General features: G+C 65.3%; 14 protein-coding genes and 1 pseudogene. 11 read left to right on the forward strand and 4 right to left on the reverse strand.

The window, feature by feature from the left end:
* Positions 1-156: 156 nt before the first annotated feature.
* The 5 genes from pstC to phoB are packed head-to-tail and all read left to right on the forward strand — an operon-like array spanning position 157 to position 5012.
* The gene (gene pstC / locus E5675_RS12790; RefSeq protein ID WP_136174857.1) at positions 157-1533 is read left to right on the forward strand and encodes a phosphate ABC transporter permease subunit PstC; all 1377 of its coding nucleotides are present in this window, start codon (positions 157-159) and stop codon (positions 1531-1533) included.
* The gene (gene pstA / locus E5675_RS12795) at positions 1526-2782 is read left to right on the forward strand and encodes a phosphate ABC transporter permease PstA (RefSeq protein ID WP_136174858.1); all 1257 of its coding nucleotides are present in this window, start codon (positions 1526-1528) and stop codon (positions 2780-2782) included. The genes pstC and pstA overlap by 8 nt, the downstream gene beginning before the upstream one ends.
* Positions 2783-2784: 2 nt before the next feature.
* Positions 2785-3567: a phosphate ABC transporter ATP-binding protein PstB gene (gene pstB, locus E5675_RS12800; protein WP_136176464.1), complete on the forward strand. Its 783-nt coding sequence runs from the start codon at positions 2785-2787 to the stop codon at positions 3565-3567.
* Between the two features lie 24 nt (positions 3568-3591).
* On the forward strand, positions 3592-4314 hold the full coding sequence (gene phoU, locus E5675_RS12805) for a phosphate signaling complex protein PhoU (protein ID WP_136174859.1): 723 nt from the start codon (positions 3592-3594) through the stop codon (positions 4312-4314).
* Entirely contained in the window at positions 4314-5012 is a 699-nt protein-coding gene (gene phoB, locus E5675_RS12810; RefSeq protein WP_136174860.1) for a phosphate regulon transcriptional regulator PhoB, read from the forward strand. Before phoU ends, phoB begins: the two co-directional genes overlap by 1 nt.
* A gap of 252 nt (positions 5013-5264) precedes the next feature.
* Here phoB and E5675_RS12815 read toward each other — a convergent pair.
* Together E5675_RS12815 and E5675_RS12820 are read right to left on the reverse strand one after the other, a co-directional pair.
* A pseudogene (locus E5675_RS12815) lies at positions 5265-6634 on the reverse strand (IS1182 family transposase).
* A 95-nt stretch (positions 6635-6729) separates the two neighbouring features.
* Positions 6730-8073, reverse strand: coding sequence for a porin (locus tag E5675_RS12820; RefSeq protein WP_136174861.1), 1344 nt, complete (start codon positions 8071-8073; stop codon positions 6730-6732).
* 201 nt (positions 8074-8274) lie between these two features.
* On the opposite strand from E5675_RS12820, the gene E5675_RS12825 reads away from it, so the two are divergent.
* From E5675_RS12825 to E5675_RS12850, 6 genes are all read left to right on the forward strand, one after another.
* Positions 8275-9177 carry an SDR family oxidoreductase gene (locus E5675_RS12825; protein WP_136174862.1) on the forward strand — a complete coding sequence of 301 codons (903 nt, stop codon included), beginning with the start codon at positions 8275-8277 and terminating at the stop codon, positions 9175-9177.
* Positions 9178-9449: 272 nt separating this feature from the next.
* Positions 9450-10523 carry a hypothetical protein gene (locus E5675_RS12830; RefSeq protein ID WP_136174863.1) on the forward strand — a complete coding sequence of 358 codons (1074 nt, stop codon included), beginning with the start codon at positions 9450-9452 and terminating at the stop codon, positions 10521-10523.
* Between the two features lie 285 nt (positions 10524-10808).
* Positions 10809-11519, forward strand: a complete 711-nt coding sequence (locus E5675_RS12835; protein WP_136174864.1) for a response regulator transcription factor — start codon at positions 10809-10811, stop codon at positions 11517-11519.
* A complete protein-coding gene (locus E5675_RS12840) occupies positions 11516-12835 on the forward strand; it encodes an ATP-binding protein (protein ID WP_247594608.1) in 1320 nt (439 codons plus the stop codon). The genes E5675_RS12835 and E5675_RS12840 overlap by 4 nt, the downstream gene beginning before the upstream one ends.
* An 82-nt stretch (positions 12836-12917) precedes the next feature.
* Entirely contained in the window at positions 12918-13610 is a 693-nt protein-coding gene (locus E5675_RS12845; RefSeq protein WP_136174865.1) for a carbonic anhydrase, read from the forward strand.
* Positions 13611-13612: 2 nt separating this feature from the next.
* Positions 13613-15127: a SulP family inorganic anion transporter gene (locus E5675_RS12850; protein ID WP_136174866.1), complete on the forward strand. Its 1515-nt coding sequence runs from the start codon at positions 13613-13615 to the stop codon at positions 15125-15127.
* A 93-nt stretch (positions 15128-15220) separates the two neighbouring features.
* Here E5675_RS12850 and E5675_RS12855 read toward each other — a convergent pair whose 3' ends face one another.
* Together E5675_RS12855 and cysE are read right to left on the reverse strand one after the other, a co-directional pair.
* Positions 15221-15568 (reverse strand): DUF2794 domain-containing protein, encoded by a 348-nt coding sequence (locus tag E5675_RS12855; protein ID WP_136174867.1) that lies wholly within the window; start codon positions 15566-15568, stop codon positions 15221-15223.
* A complete protein-coding gene (gene cysE / locus E5675_RS12860) occupies positions 15568-16287 on the reverse strand; it encodes a serine O-acetyltransferase (protein ID WP_136174868.1) in 720 nt (239 codons plus the stop codon). The genes E5675_RS12855 and cysE overlap by 1 nt, the downstream gene beginning before the upstream one ends.
* Positions 16288-16366 lie beyond the last annotated feature (79 nt).

Here is a 16366-nt window from a genome sequence, read left to right on the forward strand (position 1 = left end):
TCCCGCTGGTGGCCGGGCGGGTTCGCCCGGTCCGGCCGCCGCTTTTTGGACCGCCTACCCTCCGTTTGTGTCGAGCGAAGTCGAGACACGCGAGCGTTGCGCCAGACGCATCTCGACTTCGCTCGATGCAAATGGAAAACAGGGAATCGCTGACACGTGACCTTCAACGCCGCCGCCCTTTTGCTTTTGATCGCGGGCCTTGCGCTGATCGGCTGGCTTGCCGGCCGGGCGCGGTCGAGCCTGCTTGCGGGCCGCGCGGGGGCGAAGCTCCATTCGCGGCCGCAATATCATGGCTGGTATGTCGCGCTGTGGCTGTTCGCCCCCGCGGCGATCTTCCTTGCCGTCTGGTCGTCGGTATCGCCGGCGCTGATCACCAACCAGGTGCTGACGAGCGAGGCGGCCGAGAGCCTGCCCGCCTTCGGCTTCGAGCGCGGGGCGATATTGTCGGATGCCCGTTCTGTCGCGCAGGGCAAGCAGGCCGAGGTGCGGCTGCCCGCCGCGGCGCCGCTGGTGAAGCCCTATGCCGACGCGAGCCACAAATATGCGTGGATCGGCATCGCGGCGATGCTGGCGCTGGCGCTGGCGGGCGGGCTCTATGCCTTCACGCGCATCCGCCCCGATTTCCGCGCGCGGAGCCGCGTCGAGAAGATCGTGATGGCGGTGCTGCTGCTCGCGTCGCTCGTCGCGATCCTGACGACGTTCGGCATCGTGCTGTCGCTGCTGTTCGAATCGATCCGCTTCTTCCGCCTCGTCTCGCCCGCCGAACTGCTGTTCGGGACGACCTGGGCGCCGACGAGCGGCGCGCCGCAGGCCGATACCTTCGGCGGCATTCCGCTGTTCTGGGGCACGGTGCTGATCGGCGCGATCATCGCGATGATCGTCGCCATTCCCATCGGGATGATGACCGCGGTGTACCTGACCCAATATGCCGCGCCGGCGGTGCGCAAATGGGTGAAGCCGCTGCTCGAGATCCTCGCGGGCGTGCCGACGGTCGTCTACGGCTATTTCGCCGCGCTGACGGTGGCGCCGGCGCTGCGCGAATTTGCGGTGATGATCGGCATCCCCAACGCCTCGACCGAAAGCGCGCTGGCGGCGGGCATCGTGATGGGGGTGATGATCATCCCGTTCGTGTCGTCGATGGCCGACGACAGCATCAACGCGGTGCCGCAGGCGATGCGCGACGGGTCGCTGGCATTGGGCGCGACGCCGAACGAGACGATCCGCCAGGTGCTGATCCCCGCCGCGCTGCCCGGCGTGATGGGCGGCATATTGCTCGCGGTCAGCCGCGCGATCGGCGAGACGATGATCGTGGTGATGGCCGCGGGCCTGTCGGCGAACATGACCGCCAACCCCTTCGCCAGCGTCACCACGGTGACCGCGCAGATCGTGAAATTGCTAACCGGCGATCAGGAGTTCGACAGCGCGAAAACGCTCGCCGCCTTCGCGCTCGGCCTCGTCCTCTTCATCGTTACGCTGCTGCTCAACATCGTCGCGCTGCGCATCGTCAAAAAATATCGGGAAGCATATGAATAGGGACACCGCCCCGACCGACTGGAAAGGCGCGGCGATGCAGAAGCGCATCGCGGGCCGCTATGCCGCCGAGCGCCGCTTCAAGCTGATGGGGCTGGGCGCGGTGCTGCTGTCGGGTGCGTTCCTCGCCTTCCTGCTGTTCGTGATGGTCGGCAACGGCGCGCGCGGCTTTACGTATACGCATGTCGCCGTGCCGGTCGATTTCGTGGGCACGCCGCTGACGATCGACGCCGCGCGCCTCGACGATCCCGACGCCGACCAGCTGATCGCGAACGCGGGGCTGGCCGACATCGTCGCCTTTGCCGCCGACGAGGCGCTGGGCGACGGCGGATCGAAGCTGATCAGCGAAAATGCGTGGAAGGAAGTGCGCAGCGCGATCAAGGCCGATCCCGAGCTTTTGAACGGCAAGACCGTGTTCGAACTGCCCGCCGCGTCCGAAGTCGACATCATGGCCAAGGAAGGCGCGCGCGGCGAACTTGGCGCGCGGGTCGATGCGCTGGAGAAGGACGGCAAACTGTCGACGGGCATCCACTGGCCCTTCTTCAAGAACGCCGACGCCACCGACCCCGCGGTCGCGGGCATCTGGGGCGCGCTCAAGGGATCGGTGCTGACGATCTTCATCGCCTTCCTCATCGCCTTCCCGACCGGCGTGCTCGCGGCGCTTTATCTGGAAGAATATGCGCCGAAGAACCGCTGGACCGACTTGATCGAAGTGTCGATCAACAACCTCGCCGCGGTGCCCTCGATCATCTTCGGCCTGCTTGCGCTTGCGGTGTTCATCAACTGGTTCGGCCTCTGTCAGGCGAGCCCGCTCGTCGGCGGGCTGACGCTCGCGCTGATGACGATGCCGGTGATCGTGATCGCGAGCCGCAACGCGATCAAGTCGGTGCCGCCGTCGATCCGCGACGCCGCTTTGGGTGTCGGCGCCAGCCCGGTGCAGGTGGTGTTCCACCACGTCCTGCCGCTCGCGCTGCCCGGCATCCTCACCGGCACGATCATCGGCATGGCGCGCGCGCTGGGCGAGACGGCGCCGCTGCTCCTCGTCGGCATGCGCGCCTTTATCGGCGACGTTCCGGGCGGCGTCTGTTCGCCCTCGACCGTGCTGCCGATGCAGATCTTCCTCTGGTCGGACGAAGTCGACCGGGGCTTTGTCGAGAAAACCTCCGCCGCGATTATCGTGCTGCTTATCGTGCTGCTGTCGATGAACGCCTTTGCGATCTATCTTCGCAACAAATTCGAAAAACGCTGGTGAACATGACCCAAGAAGACCTGACCATTACCGACCCGAAGATGAAGGCGCACGGCGTCAACGTCTTCTATGGCGAGAAGCAGGCGATCAAGGATGTGTCGATCGACGTCGGCACCGACCTTGTCACCGCCTTCATCGGCCCCTCGGGCTGCGGCAAGTCGACCTTCCTGCGTTCGCTCAATCGCATGAACGACACGGTCGCCAGCGCAAAGGTGACGGGCCAGATCGAGCTCGATGGCGAGGATATCTATGCGCCGTCAATGGACGTCGTGCAGCTGCGCGCCCGCGTCGGCATGGTGTTCCAGAAACCGAACCCCTTTCCCAAATCGATCTATGACAATGTCGGTTACGGCCCGCGCATCCACGGCCTCGCGCCGTCGAAGGCCGAACTCGACGTCATCGTCGAGCGCGCGCTGGTGCGCGCCGGCCTGTGGGACGAGGTCAAGGACCGGCTGGGCGAAAGCGGCACCGCGCTGTCGGGCGGCCAGCAGCAGCGCCTGTGCATCGCGCGCGCGATCGCGGTCGATCCAGAAGTCATATTGATGGACGAGCCCTGTTCGGCGCTCGACCCGATCGCGACCGCGAAGATCGAGGAGCTGATCCACGAATTGCGCGGCAAATATGCGATCGTGATCGTCACCCACAATATGCAGCAGGCGGCCCGCGTGTCGCAGCGCACCGCCTTTTTCCACCTCGGGACCTTGGTCGAGTACGGCAAAACCACCGACATCTTCACCAACCCGAAGCAGGAACGTACCAAGGACTATATCACTGGCCGCTACGGTTAAGCCGCAGCCAAAAGGACAAGAGTGATGGCATTAACGAACGATCATACGGTCAAGGCCTTCGACGAGGATCTGAACCGGCTTCGCGGGCTGATCAGCGAAATGGGCGGCCGCGCCGAACAGGCGCTGCTCCAGGCGATGACGGCGTTGAACAAGGGCGACCTAGACCTCGCGGCGCAGGTCGTGCGCGACGACAAGAAGATCGACGCGCTGGAGGCCGAGGTCGAGCAGCTCACGGTTCAGACGATCGCGCTGCGCGCGCCGATGGCCGACGACCTTCGCGAGATGATCGCGGCGCTGAAAATCGTGTCGGTGGTCGAGCGCATCGGCGACTATGCGAAGAATATCGCCAAGCGCGTCGCGCTGATGGACCAGACGCGGTCGATCGAGGCGATCCCGGTGCTGATGTCGATGTCGAACATCGTCGTCGAGCTGGTCCACGACGCGCTCGACAGCTTTGCCGCGCGCGACGCCGAACTCGCGGTGCGGGTCACGGTGCGCGACAAGAATGTCGACGATTTCTACAACAGCATCTTCCGCACGCTCGTCACCTTCATGATGGAAAATCCGAAATATATTTCGGAAAGCGCGCACCTGCTGTTCGTCGCCAAGAATCTCGAGCGCATGGGCGACCATGCGACGAACATCGCCGAGATGGTCTATTATGTCGTCACCGGCGAGCGGATGGAGGAACGCGAGCGCGGGGAAACCCCCGAGGAAAGCGCAGCGGCGGAGAAGGAGCAAGGCTGATGCCCCAGCCCGACCTGCTGCTGATCGAGGATGACGAGGCGATCGCCGAACTCATCGTCTGGCATTTCGCACGCGAGGGTTTCTCGGTCCGCCAGACCCCCGACGGCGAACAGGCGCTCGTCCTGGTCGAGGAACGCGTGCCCGACATCGTCCTGCTGGACTGGATGATCGAGAGCCTGCCGGGCATCGAGGTCTGCCGGCGGCTGCGCCGCAACCCCAAGTCGGCGAACGTCCCGATCATCATGCTCACCGCGCGCGGCGAGGAAGAGGACCGCATCCGCGGGCTCGAGACCGGCGCCGACGATTATGTCACCAAGCCATTCAGCCCGCGCGAGCTGGTCGCGCGGGTGTCGGCGGTGCTCCGCCGCCTTCGCCCCGCGCTTGCCGGCGAGATGCTGACCTATGCCGACATCGAGCTCGATTCGGTCGCCCACAAGGTGGTGCGCAACGGCCAGATCGTGGCGATGGGGCCGACCGAGTTCCGCCTGCTCCGCCATTTCATGGAGCATCCGGGCCGTGTCTTCTCGCGCGGGCAATTGCTCGACAGCGTCTGGGGTCAGGACAGCGACATCGAACTGCGCACCGTCGACGTGCATATCCGGCGGCTGAGGAAAGCGATCAACCTGCCCGGCACCGCGGATATCATCCGCACGGTACGATCGGCGGGCTATGCGCTGGATGCGGGGAAGAGCGTCTGAACGCGATTGGTGTGCGGGGGCCGTTTCCTGCCGGAATCTGCATCCTTTCATCGTCACCCCGGACTTGATCCGGGGTCCCGCTTGATGCCGAAGACCGGTCGACGCCCCAAAAAGCGGGATCCCGGGTCAAGCCCGGGATGACGGAAGTGGAAGAGAGCAACGACAGCTCACCACCCTATTCTGTTGAAGAAGTCGCCCGGCACGCTGCGGAGGGTGGAAGCGGACGGGAGGCGAACGGCCTCCCCACGTTGATCAGGCGGTGGCGAGGTGCTGGATCGGGAAGATCTTTGCCATTTTCCGGAGGTTTTGGGCTGTGGCGGCGAGGTGGAACTCGTCACGGGCACCATTGGGACCGCGCAGGCGCAAGCGATCCAGTTTCAGGATGCGCTTGAGGTGGGCGAACAGCATTTCGACCTTCTTTCGCTCTCTGCTCGACACAAGATAGGCGTCGGTTGTCGCGATATCGCGGGCCATGTCGCGCGCGCCTTCGTGGATCGAACGCGTAATCTTGCGGGCGGGCGCATTGGGCGTGCATTGCGGCTTTAGGGCACATCCTTCGCAGTCGTGCTGACGCGCGCGGTAGCGGATGGAGCCGTCTTTATCGACCCCGGTTCGCGGCGTACTGAAGTTGCGATTGGAACGCCGCAACTGGTTGCCACCCGGGCAGGTATAGCTGTCGTCGTCATGGTTATAGATGAAGTCGGCGCGTTCGAAGCTACCGTCATCGCGACCGGATTTTTCGAACACCGGGATATGCGGCTCAATGCCTTTCTCTTCCACCAGCCATGCCAGGTTCGCGGCGGAACCATAGGCTGCGTCCGCTACAAGCCGATGCGGCCAGATGCCAAAGCGCTCCTGTGTCCGGTCGATCATTCGTCGCTGTGCTGTCACTTCGGCCTGCCGCACCGACGTTGTCGCCTCGACATCGACGATCACCGCATGATCGAGGTCGATCAGATAATTGGTGCTGTAAGAGTAAAAGGCCCGCTCACGCGTGGCCGCCGTCCAACGCGAAGCCGGATCGGTTAGCGCGATCCGCTTCGGCTGCACAGGCGTTGAACCGCCGAACGCCGCATCGTCCAGCACCTCCAGATATTCGCGAACCGCGCGGCCCGTCACATCGGGCGGCAGGCCTTCGTCCCCCGGCACAGATCGCCGACGATAGACATCGGCCCGGATCAGGCTCGCATCGACGGCAAAGCCTTCGCCGCCGACCAGGCCTTCCGCCATGCAGCGCGACACCGTCATCTCGAACAGCTCGCGAAGCAGATCGCTGTCACGGAAGCGGCCATGCCGGTTCTTCGAGAAGGTCGAGTGATCGGGAACCGCGCCATCGAGCCCCAACCGGCAGAACCAGCGATACGCCAGGTTTAGATGGACCTCCTCGCACAGCCGCCGCTCCGACCGGATCCCCATGCAATAGCCGACGATCAGCATCCGGATCATCAGCTCCGGATCGATCGATGGCCGACCCGTCTGTAATAGGGGCGTAGATGCTCGCGAAGATCGCCCAGATCAACGAACCGGTCGATCGAGCGCAGCAGGTGGTCCGCCGGCACATGACCCTCAAGGCTGAAGCTGTAAAACAGCGCCTCCTGCATCACCGTTCGTTCGCCCATCATCAGCCGTCTCCCGATAACGGAACAACTGAATCATTCCTCGCGCCTCACTGCAAGCGGGAGTTTTTCAACAGAATACACCCCAATGCGGACGTTCGTCAGAAAACGATCTGCGCGCGCGCACCGACGCTGTCGACGCCATAGTCGCGGTCGCCGCCGGCGGGGATGACCGCGTCGTGATATTGCAGCCGCGCATAGTTGACCATGAAGCGCACATAATCGATCGGCGTCCAGATCAGCGACGCCATATAGCCGTCCTGCTTGCCGCCGACGATGCCCGCGTCGTTGAGGTCGAGATGATCGTAGCGCAAGTTGACCTGCCAGGCGCCGATTCCGCCGTCGCTGACCGGGTTCTTGACATGGACCTCCTTGAAGATGCCGTCCTTGTAGGCGCGGGTGTCGTCGGTCAGGAACAGCCCGGCCTCGACCGAGCCGCCGAAAAAATGCGGATCGGCGAGGCCGGGACGATCGACCGACTGCCAGAAGGCCTCCGCCGCGCCGTGCAGGCGGCCGCGGATGAAGGCGGTCTCGGCGCCGAAGCCGGTCTCTGCATCGGCGTCCATATTCGGGGTCGCGATGAAGCGAATGTCGGCGCTGTGAACGAGCGGGCGCTGGCGGTAGCGCACCGTCGGCACGGTATCGCCGAGCTTGCGCCAGTGCGCCGAGCCGCCGAAGTGCAGCTGGGTCTTGCCCGCCTTGGGCGCATAGACGACGCGGCCGTCGAAGCTGTAGCCGTCGTTGCCGCTGTCGAGCGCGGTGAAATTGTCGGTGAAGACCCCCCCCTGCAACAGCAGCGCACCGGTCGAATATTCGGCCGAAACGCCCGCGCGGCGGATGAAGTTGAAGGCGTCGGTAAAGGCCGAACGCTCGATGAAGCTGGTGTCGTTGCTGCTCGACAATTCCTCCAGCCCCTGGAAGGTATTGTGCTGCCCGACAGTCAGCTTCAGCGGCCCGTCCTGATAGGTCATGAAGGCGTCGAGCAGCACGACATCGCTTTCGGCGAAATCGGCCTCGACCTTATATCCGAAGCCGCCGGGGATCGTCCCGCCGAAGCCCATGCGGATGCGGCGCAATTCGCTGGAAAAGCCGAGCGCCGGGTCGGCGATCGCACCCGGCGCCCCGACATGGACGGCATCGACCTGGACACGGCCGCGCGGCTTGAAACTCCAGCCGTCGGCGGTCTTGATCTCGGGCGCGCCCTTCCATTTGATTTGCGTTGCCGATGCTTCGGGGGCGGGCGACGGAGCGGGAGCCGCAATCGCGACGGGCGGCGGCGGCGCCTGATCGAGGCGCGCTTCCAATGCTTCGACCTTGGCCCGAAGCGCCGCAAGCTCGGCGCGCAGCGCGGCCGCCTCCTCGGCGCTCATCGCCTGTGCATGCGCCGTCGCCGGCAGGCTGAACATCGACGTCGCCAAAAGGGCGGCGACCAGGGCGTGGCGCATGAACGAAGCTCCATTGCGAAAGGGTGACTGTCCGATGGCGCTATTATTGCTGGTATATGACAATCCGGCGTCACTGACATGACAATTCAGCGACAATCGATGTTTTTCGGCGGCGTGCATCCCCCTTGTCTGTCCGCGATGAACGGTTAAGGACGGTCGCGTTTTCATTGACAACTTTTCAGCCTTTTCCGGGAGACCATCATGACGATCAAATTTGACGGCCGCGTTGCCATTGTCACCGGCGCCGGCGGCGGCCTTGGCCGCGCCTATGCGCTCGAACTCGCGCGGCGCGGCGCCAAGGTCGTGGTCAACGACCTCGGCGGATCGCGCGACGGCACCGGCCATTCGGACGCCGCGCTGCAGGTCGTCGAGGAAATCCGTGCCGCGGGCGGCACCGCGATGTCGAATGGCGGCAGCGTCACCGAATATGAGCAGATGGTCGAAATGGTCGCCAAGGCCAAGGAAGAATGGGGCGGCGTCCACGTCCTGATCAACAACGCCGGCATCCTGCGCGACAAGAGCTTCGCCAAGATGGAGCCCGCCGATTTCGACCTGGTGCTGAAGGTCCATGTGTCGGGCAGCGCCAATGTCACCAAGGCGTGCTGGGAAATGATGCGCGAGCAGGCCTATGGCCGCATCCTGATGACCGCCTCGTCGACCGGGCTCTACGGCAATTTCGGGCAAGCCAACTACGGCGCGGCCAAGCTGGGCCTCGCCGGGCTGACCAAGACGCTTCACCTCGAAGGCGCGAAATATAACATCCGTTGTAACACGATCGCGCCGGTCGCGGGCACGCGGATGACCGAAGACATTTTCCCCGCCGAGCTGTTTGAGAAATTCACGCCCGAGAACGTCGTCCCCGCCGCGCTCTACCTCGTCAGCGAAGATGCGCCGACCAACATGATCGTCGGCGCGGGCGCGGGCGCGTTCCACGCCGCCTATGTCACGATGACCCCCGGCGTCGCGCTGCCCGAAGGCGAGCGCACCCCCGAGGGCGTCGCCGCGGCGTGGGAGAAGATCATCGACCGCACCGGCGAGACCGTCCCGCAATCGGGCAGCGAACAGTCGATGAATGTCATGAAGGCATTGATGGCACTGGGCTAACTTTTCCTCCCGCTTGATGGGGGAGGCAGCGAGACTAGCGAACTTGTTCGCTAGTCGCAGTGGTGGGGGTGCGGTTTCGGCCTGACGCGACGGCGCAAGGACGCACCATCACCCCCATCCAACTTCGCCTAATCGCTTCGCGATAAGGCTGCGTATCCTTCCCCCATCAAGGGGGAAGGGTTCCCCGCCATCCGCTCCACTGTATTGACACAGCAACACGCTGATGCAATAAGGACTGCGGGGCAAGGGGATCGGACAGAAGGACGACCCCGATGTATAGTGAAAGCGACCTGCAAGCCGCGGTCGATGCAAAGGTTCTGACGCCGGAGGCCGCGACGGCTTTCCGGTCGCATATCGCATCGGTTCGCGCCGCTCCCGGAGCGGATGAGGAATCATTCCGCCTCATCACCGGCTTCAACGATATTTTCGTCAGCATCGCGGCGGTCATCCTGCTCGTCGCGGTCGGCTGGATCGGCGCGTCGATCCACACCGCGCTGGGCGGCGCCTTCGTCGCGGCGTCGGCGTGGTTCCTCGCCGAATATTTCACGCGCAAGCGCCGGATGGCGTTGCCCAGCATCGTGCTCGTCCTCGCCTTTTCGGGCGGCGTCTTCGCGACGATGGTCGGGTTCCTCGTCCGCCATGGCGAGGATATTTTCGGGCATAGCCCCAGCGAAACCGTCGGCGCGATCCTGGTCGGCGCGATGGCGCTGATCACTGCCGCGGCGACCTGGGCGCACTGGAAACGCTTCATGGTGCCGATCACCGTCGCCGCCGGCACCGCCGCGCTCGCCGCGACGGCGGTGGCGCTCGTGCTCGCGATCACCGGAATGCCCAGCCCCGACGGCACGCTGCCGATGGTGCTCGTGCTCATCGCCGGGATCGGCGTCTTCGCGCTTGCGATGTGGTGGGACCGCAGCGACCGGGTGCGCCAGACGCGCCGCAGCGACGTCGCTTTCTGGCTCCACCTGCTCGCGGCGCCGATGATCGCGCATCCGGTGTTCCATCTGCTCGGCGTCACCGACGGCAGCGACATCGGCAGCGGCGCCGCGGTGCTGGTGATCGGCGTCTATATTCTCTTCGGGCTGATCGCGCTCGCGATCGACCGCCGCGCGCTGCTCGTCTCGGCGCTCGCCTATGTGCTCTTCGCGATGACGCAGCTGTTCCGCACCTTCGGCGCGGTCGAACTCAATGTCGCGCTGACCGCCTTTGTCATCGGATCGGCGCTGCTCCTGCTTTCGGCTTTCTGGCAAAACGCCCGTGCGGTCGTTGTCGGCTTCCTGCCCAACGATCTGGCGAACCAGCTCCCCGCGACCGTCCGCACCGCCGGCATCGCGGCGCACGGATAGGAAATCGCGGAAAAACAAGCCGGTTCAAGCCGGTTTTCGGGGGCTCCGACGGAAGGATCGGAGCCCCTTTTTCGTCGCCGCCATCCGGTCGCCAGTCGCCGGAAATGATTCGCCCCCTTGCCTGAACGGCGAGGCACGGTAAGAGAAGCGCGGATCCGCAGGGCCGAGCATCCTGTGGACCGTGCTTTCGCCAAGCCGCAACGGCAAGGCGTTCCTGCACCCCAGTAACAGGGCGCGGACGGGCGGGTCCGGGCCAAGGAATGTGCCACTCTCCCAGGTGAAGCGATGACACCGCCGAACATCTTGATGGTGGAGGATGATCCTCCGATCCGAACCCTGACCGCGCGCGCGCTGCAGGAACATGGCTATATCGTCCGCACCGCCGGAACCGCGCCGCAGATGTGGGACGCGCTCCGGGCGGCGCCCGCCGACCTGTTGCTGCTCGACATCATGCTGCCCGGCACGTCGGGGATCGACATCTGCCGCGAAGTCCGGCGGACGAGCGACATCCCGATCATCTTCCTGTCGGCGAAAGGGACCGAGACCGACCGGATCGTCGGGCTCGAGCTCGGGGCCGACGATTATCTACCGAAGCCGTTCGGGGTTCGCGAACTCGTCGCGCGCGTGCGCGCCGTGCTGCGGCGCCACGCGATCGAGCGGCCGGTGGCGGACCGCGAGCGCGGCCTGATCCGCTTCGACGACTGGACCGCCGACCTGCCCCGGCGCCAGCTCACCTCGCCTGATGGCGCTGCGGTCGAGTTGACCGGTGCCGAATTCGACCTGCTCGTTAGCCTGTGCGACAATGCCCAGCGCGTCATCGCGCGCGAGCGGCTGATCGAATTATCGCGCACGCGGCTTGGCGACAGTTCGGACCGCAGCATCGACGTGCTGATCAGCCGCCTGCGGCGCAAATTGTCGAGCCCTGGCAAGCCGGCGCCGATCGTCACCGTTCGCGGCATCGGCTATATGCTGAACGTGCCGGTGGAGCGGCTTTGAGCCTGTTCGAAAAGCGCGGCTTCGGCCTGTTCGGACAGATCGTCGCGATCCTTTTCGCCGCGGTCCTGCTCGAAAGCGCCGCGAGCATGTTCCTCTATGAGCGCGCGAGCCAGTTTTCGATCAACGGCGACAAGGCGCGGCGCCTTGCCGAACATCTCGTCCTCTCGGGCAAGCTGATCGAGGAAGCGCCGCGGTCGCAGCGCGACACGGTGGCGTCCGAACTCACGACGACGCGTTATCATCTGGTGTGGCAGGAACGGCTGGTCAATCCGCCGCCGGTCTCGCCCAAGCTCAACCAGATCACGCGGCAGATCCTCGACTGGGAGCCCGAGATACAGAAACGCGACCTGCGCCTCTATCTCCAGTCGCCGGGGCTGCACAGCACGATATCGGGCGCGATCCGCCTCAACGACGGGAGCTGGGTCAGCTTCAGCGCGCGCGACCATGTCCGCAAACTCGACCTGACGCTGTTCCGGACCTTGCAGACGCTGGTTCCCGCGATCGCGCTCGTGCTGCTCGCCAGCCTGCTCATCCGCCATACGCTCCGCCCGATGCGCGACCTGACGCGCGCCGCCGAGACGCTCGGCAAGCATGATTTCGTCGATGTTCCGTTGCGCGGCCCCGCGGAGGTCCGGAAGGTCATCGACGCCTTCAACGACATGCAGCACCGCATCACGGCGATGATCGCCGACCGCACGCAGGCGCTCGCGGCGGTGGGGCATGATTTCCGCACGCCACTCGCGCGGCTGAGGCTGCGTGCCGACAGCGTCGCGGATCCGTCGGTCGCGTCGGCGATGGAGCAGGATATCGGCGAGATGGAGCGCATGATCGACTCGCTGCTCGCTTATCTTTCGGGCGACATCGACGATCCGACCGAGCCCGTGGCGCCGACCGACATCGCGGTGATGTGTGCGACCGCGGCCGACGAGGCGAGCGACCGCGGGCATCGCGTCCTTTATGCCGGGCCCGATCATCTGGTGCTGTCCGTGCACGGCATCGCGATCAAGCGCGCGCTGCTCAACCTCGTCGGCAATGCGCTGCGCTTCGGGAACGAGATCGAGGTGCGGCTGCGCAGCGGCGGGCGGCGGATCGAAATCGAAGTGGCCGACGACGGCCCCGGCATTCCCGAACATCTTCGCGAGCAGGCCGTCCAGCCCTTTGCGCGGCTCGACAGCGCCCGCGCGCGCGACACCGGCGGCTTCGGGCTCGGCCTGTCGATCGTCGAGCGGATCGCCCGGATGCACGGCGGCTCGCTCGAACTCGGGCAGAGCCATCTTGGCGGTCTCGCCGCGCGCCTGCACCTTCCTGCCGCCTGAGAAACATTTCGTTACACAGGCGCTGCACCGCAGCAAAATTCGATCGCCATGTGCGTGAAACCAACCAGCAAGGAGTGGTTTCATGAACGATCTGATCGGGCGCGTGTTCGATTTCGAAAAGCGCGTCTTCCCCAGCCGCAACGACCTGTTCGCCAAGCTCGTGGCCGACGGCCAGAGCCCCAAGGCGCTGATGATCTCCTGCGCCGACAGCCGCATCGTGCCCGAACATATCATGCAGGCCGAACCCGGCGACATGTTCGTGTGCCGCAACGCCGGCAACATCGTCCCGCCCTTTGCGACGCAGAATGGCGGCGTGTCGTCGACGGTCGAATATGCCGTCGCCGCACTGGGCGTGCGCGACATCATCGTATGCGGCCATTCGGACTGCGGCGCGATGAAGGCGCTGATGAACCCGCACATGATGGAAGGCATGCCCAATGTTGCGGCCTGGCTGCGCCACAGCCACGCCGCCGAGCATGTCGTGCGTTCGGGCTACACCGACCTCGACGACGCGGGTCTGGTCCGCGCCGCCAGCTTGGAGAATATCGTCGTCCAGCTTGCGCATCTGCGCACCCACCCGTCGGTCGCCGCGGGCATCGCGCGCGGCGAGATTTCGCTGCACGGCTGGTTCGTCGACATCCACCAGGGCGTCGTGATGGGACTCGACGGCGCCACCGGGCGCTTTATTCCGATCCGTGCCGAAGACCCCCTGCCCGTCGCGCTCGCCGCCGCGCAGCGGCTCGCGATGCACGCCGGTCAGGCGAAGGCCGCCTGATCATGGCAAGCCAGGCTCTCCCCGCCAGCTCGGCCAGCGGCTTTTCGCGCGATTTCGCGGCGTCGATCGTCGTGTTTCTCGTCGCGATGCCGCTGTGCATGGGCATCGCCGTCGCATCGGGACTCCCGCCGGAAAAAGGCCTGATAACAGGCATTATCGGCGGGATCGTCGTCGGCGCGATCGCCGGTTCTCCCCTCCAGGTCAGCGGCCCCGCCGCCGGCCTCGCGGTGATCGTGTTCGAACTCGTCCGCACGCAAGGCATGGAGGCGCTCGGCCCGATCCTGCTCATCGCGGGCGCGGTCCAGCTCCTCGCCGGTGTGATGAAACTCGGCGGCTGGTTCCGCGCGATTTCGCCCGCGGTCGTGCACGGCATGCTCGCCGGCATCGGCGTGCTGATCGTCATCGGCCAGTTCCACGTCCTGTTCGACGCCAAGCCGCTCGCGAGCGGGCTTGAAAATATCGCCGCGATGCCGGGCCGCCTGCTCGGCCTCAACGCGAGCAGCCCCGGTGGCGCCGAACTCGCACTTTTGATCGCCGGCATCACGATCGGCGTCATGGTGGCGTGGGAAAAATGGCGCCCGGCGTCGATGCGCCTCGTCCCCGGCGCGCTGCTGGGCGTCGTCGCGGGTACGGTGATTTCGCTCGTGATGGGCATGAATGTCGCGCGCGTCGAGGTGCCGGATTCGATCCTCGCCGCGATCACCCCGCCGACGGCCTTTGCCAGCTGGTTGACGCCCGAAATCATCGCCGCCGCGATCGCGGTCGCCTTCATCGCCAGCGCCGAGACATTGCTGTCGGCGGCGGCGGTCGACAAGATGCACGATGGTCCGCGCAGCGATTTCAACAAGGAGCTGCGCGCGCAGGGAGTCGGCAACATGCTGTGCGGCGGCGCGGGCGCCTTGCCGATGACGGGCGTGATCGTCCGCAGCTCGGCGAACGTCCAGGCCGGTGCCGTGTCGCGTCGCTCGACAATCATGCACGGCGTCTGGATTCTCGCGTTCGTCGCATTGCTGCCCGCGGTGATGCGCGCGATGCCGATGGCGACGCTCGGCGCCGTGCTCGTCGTGACCGGCTGGCGGCTGGTCAAGCTCGACCATGCCCGCGAACTGCTCAAGCACCATGGCGTGCTGCCGGTGCTCATCTGGGCGACCACCCTCGTGCTCGTGGTCGCGGTCGACCTGTTGACCGGCGTGATCGTCGGCATCCTCTTCTCGCTCGTCGAACTCATCCCCCATGCGCGCCGCCTGCGGCTCAAGGTGGATCATTCGGACAATGCGGAAGGGACGCGCGTCAGCCTGTCGGGCGCGGCGACCTTCGTCCAGCTTCCCAAGCTGGAAGACACGCTGGGTTCGATCCCGCGCGACAAGGCCGTCACGATCGACTGTGGCCAGCTTTCGGGACTCGACCATAGCTGCGCCGAATTGCTGCGCGACTGGGTCGCACGCCGCAAGGCGCATGGCAGCCCGACGGTGCTGCTGGGCGACGACAAAAGGCTGCGGCGTCTGGCGACTGCCTGACCGATCGAGAGCTCCCCCCAAGGGCGGAGGAACGGGTGTGGGTCAGGCGACCAGAGAGAGGCCTGATCCACACTCGCCGTTCCAAGGACTGGATCAGTCGCCGACCAGCTTCATCAGCTTGCGTTCGACGGGGGCAAGCACATTCGACAGCTCGTCCCCGCGCTTCAAAATCGCCCCGGCTTCGGAGACAAGGGCCCACATGCCCTGCCGGCTCCGCAAGGCGGGGCGTTTTTCGATGCGATATTCGGGGCGCTCGGCAGCGCGGCGAAAGGCCGAGAAGATCGCCGCGTCGCGATGGAAATCCATCGCATAGTCGCGCCAGTGCCCCGCCGCGACCATGCGGCCATAGAGGTCGAGAATGCGCATCAGTTCGGGGCGTTCGAAGCCAGTCTGCAGCGGTGCCGTCCGATTATTGAACGGCAGGGGCGTGACCGTTCCCATCAGGCGCGGGTCCGGCTCCCTTTGCGCCGCGGCGCTTCGTTATCGATGGCGGCCAGTTCACGCTCTTCGAGCAAGGCCTTCAGCTGCTTCTGCATCTGCTCAAGCTGGCATTGCAACAGTTCGACCTTTTGCGTCGCGGGGTCGAACGTCTCGCTGCACGGGGTACCATAGGGCACGAATTCGCGGGCATATTCGGTCGCGTCGAGCAGGGTCGAGCGCGCCGGAATACCGACCATCACCGCGCCCTCGGGCACATCCTTCGTCACCACCGCGTTGGCGCCGACGCGCGCTCGCGCGTTGACCGTGACGGGACCCAGTATCTGCGCGCCCGAACCGACGATCACATCATTGGCAAGGGTCGGATGGCGCTTGCCGCCGATGCCGTTCGCGGGATCGGTACCGCCGAGCGTCACGCCCTGATAGATCGAGACATTGTCGCCGATCTCGGCAGTCTCGCCGATCACGACGCCGAAGCCATGGTCGATGAAGAGATGCCGCCCGATCGTCGCACCCGGATGGATGTCGATCGCGGTCAGAAAGCGCGACAAATGATTGATGAAGCGCGCGAGGAAGAACAGCCGCGCCTCGAACAGCCAGTGCGCGACGCGGTGCATGCCGACCGCGAGCAGCCCCGGATAGAGCAATATTTCCCAGCGCGACCGCGGTGCGGGATCGCGTGCCTTGATCGAATCGAGATAGGCGACCAGCCCGTTGAACATGCAATGTCCCCTGCGACCCTATTTGTTCCAGCCAAGATAGAGGCTGGGAGGCACCATTTCCAGCCCCGGTGCGTTTTTC

Origin of the sequence: Sphingopyxis sp. PAMC25046 (genome assembly GCF_004795895.1) — a bacterium.
Lineage (GTDB): Bacteria > Pseudomonadota > Alphaproteobacteria > Sphingomonadales > Sphingomonadaceae > Sphingopyxis.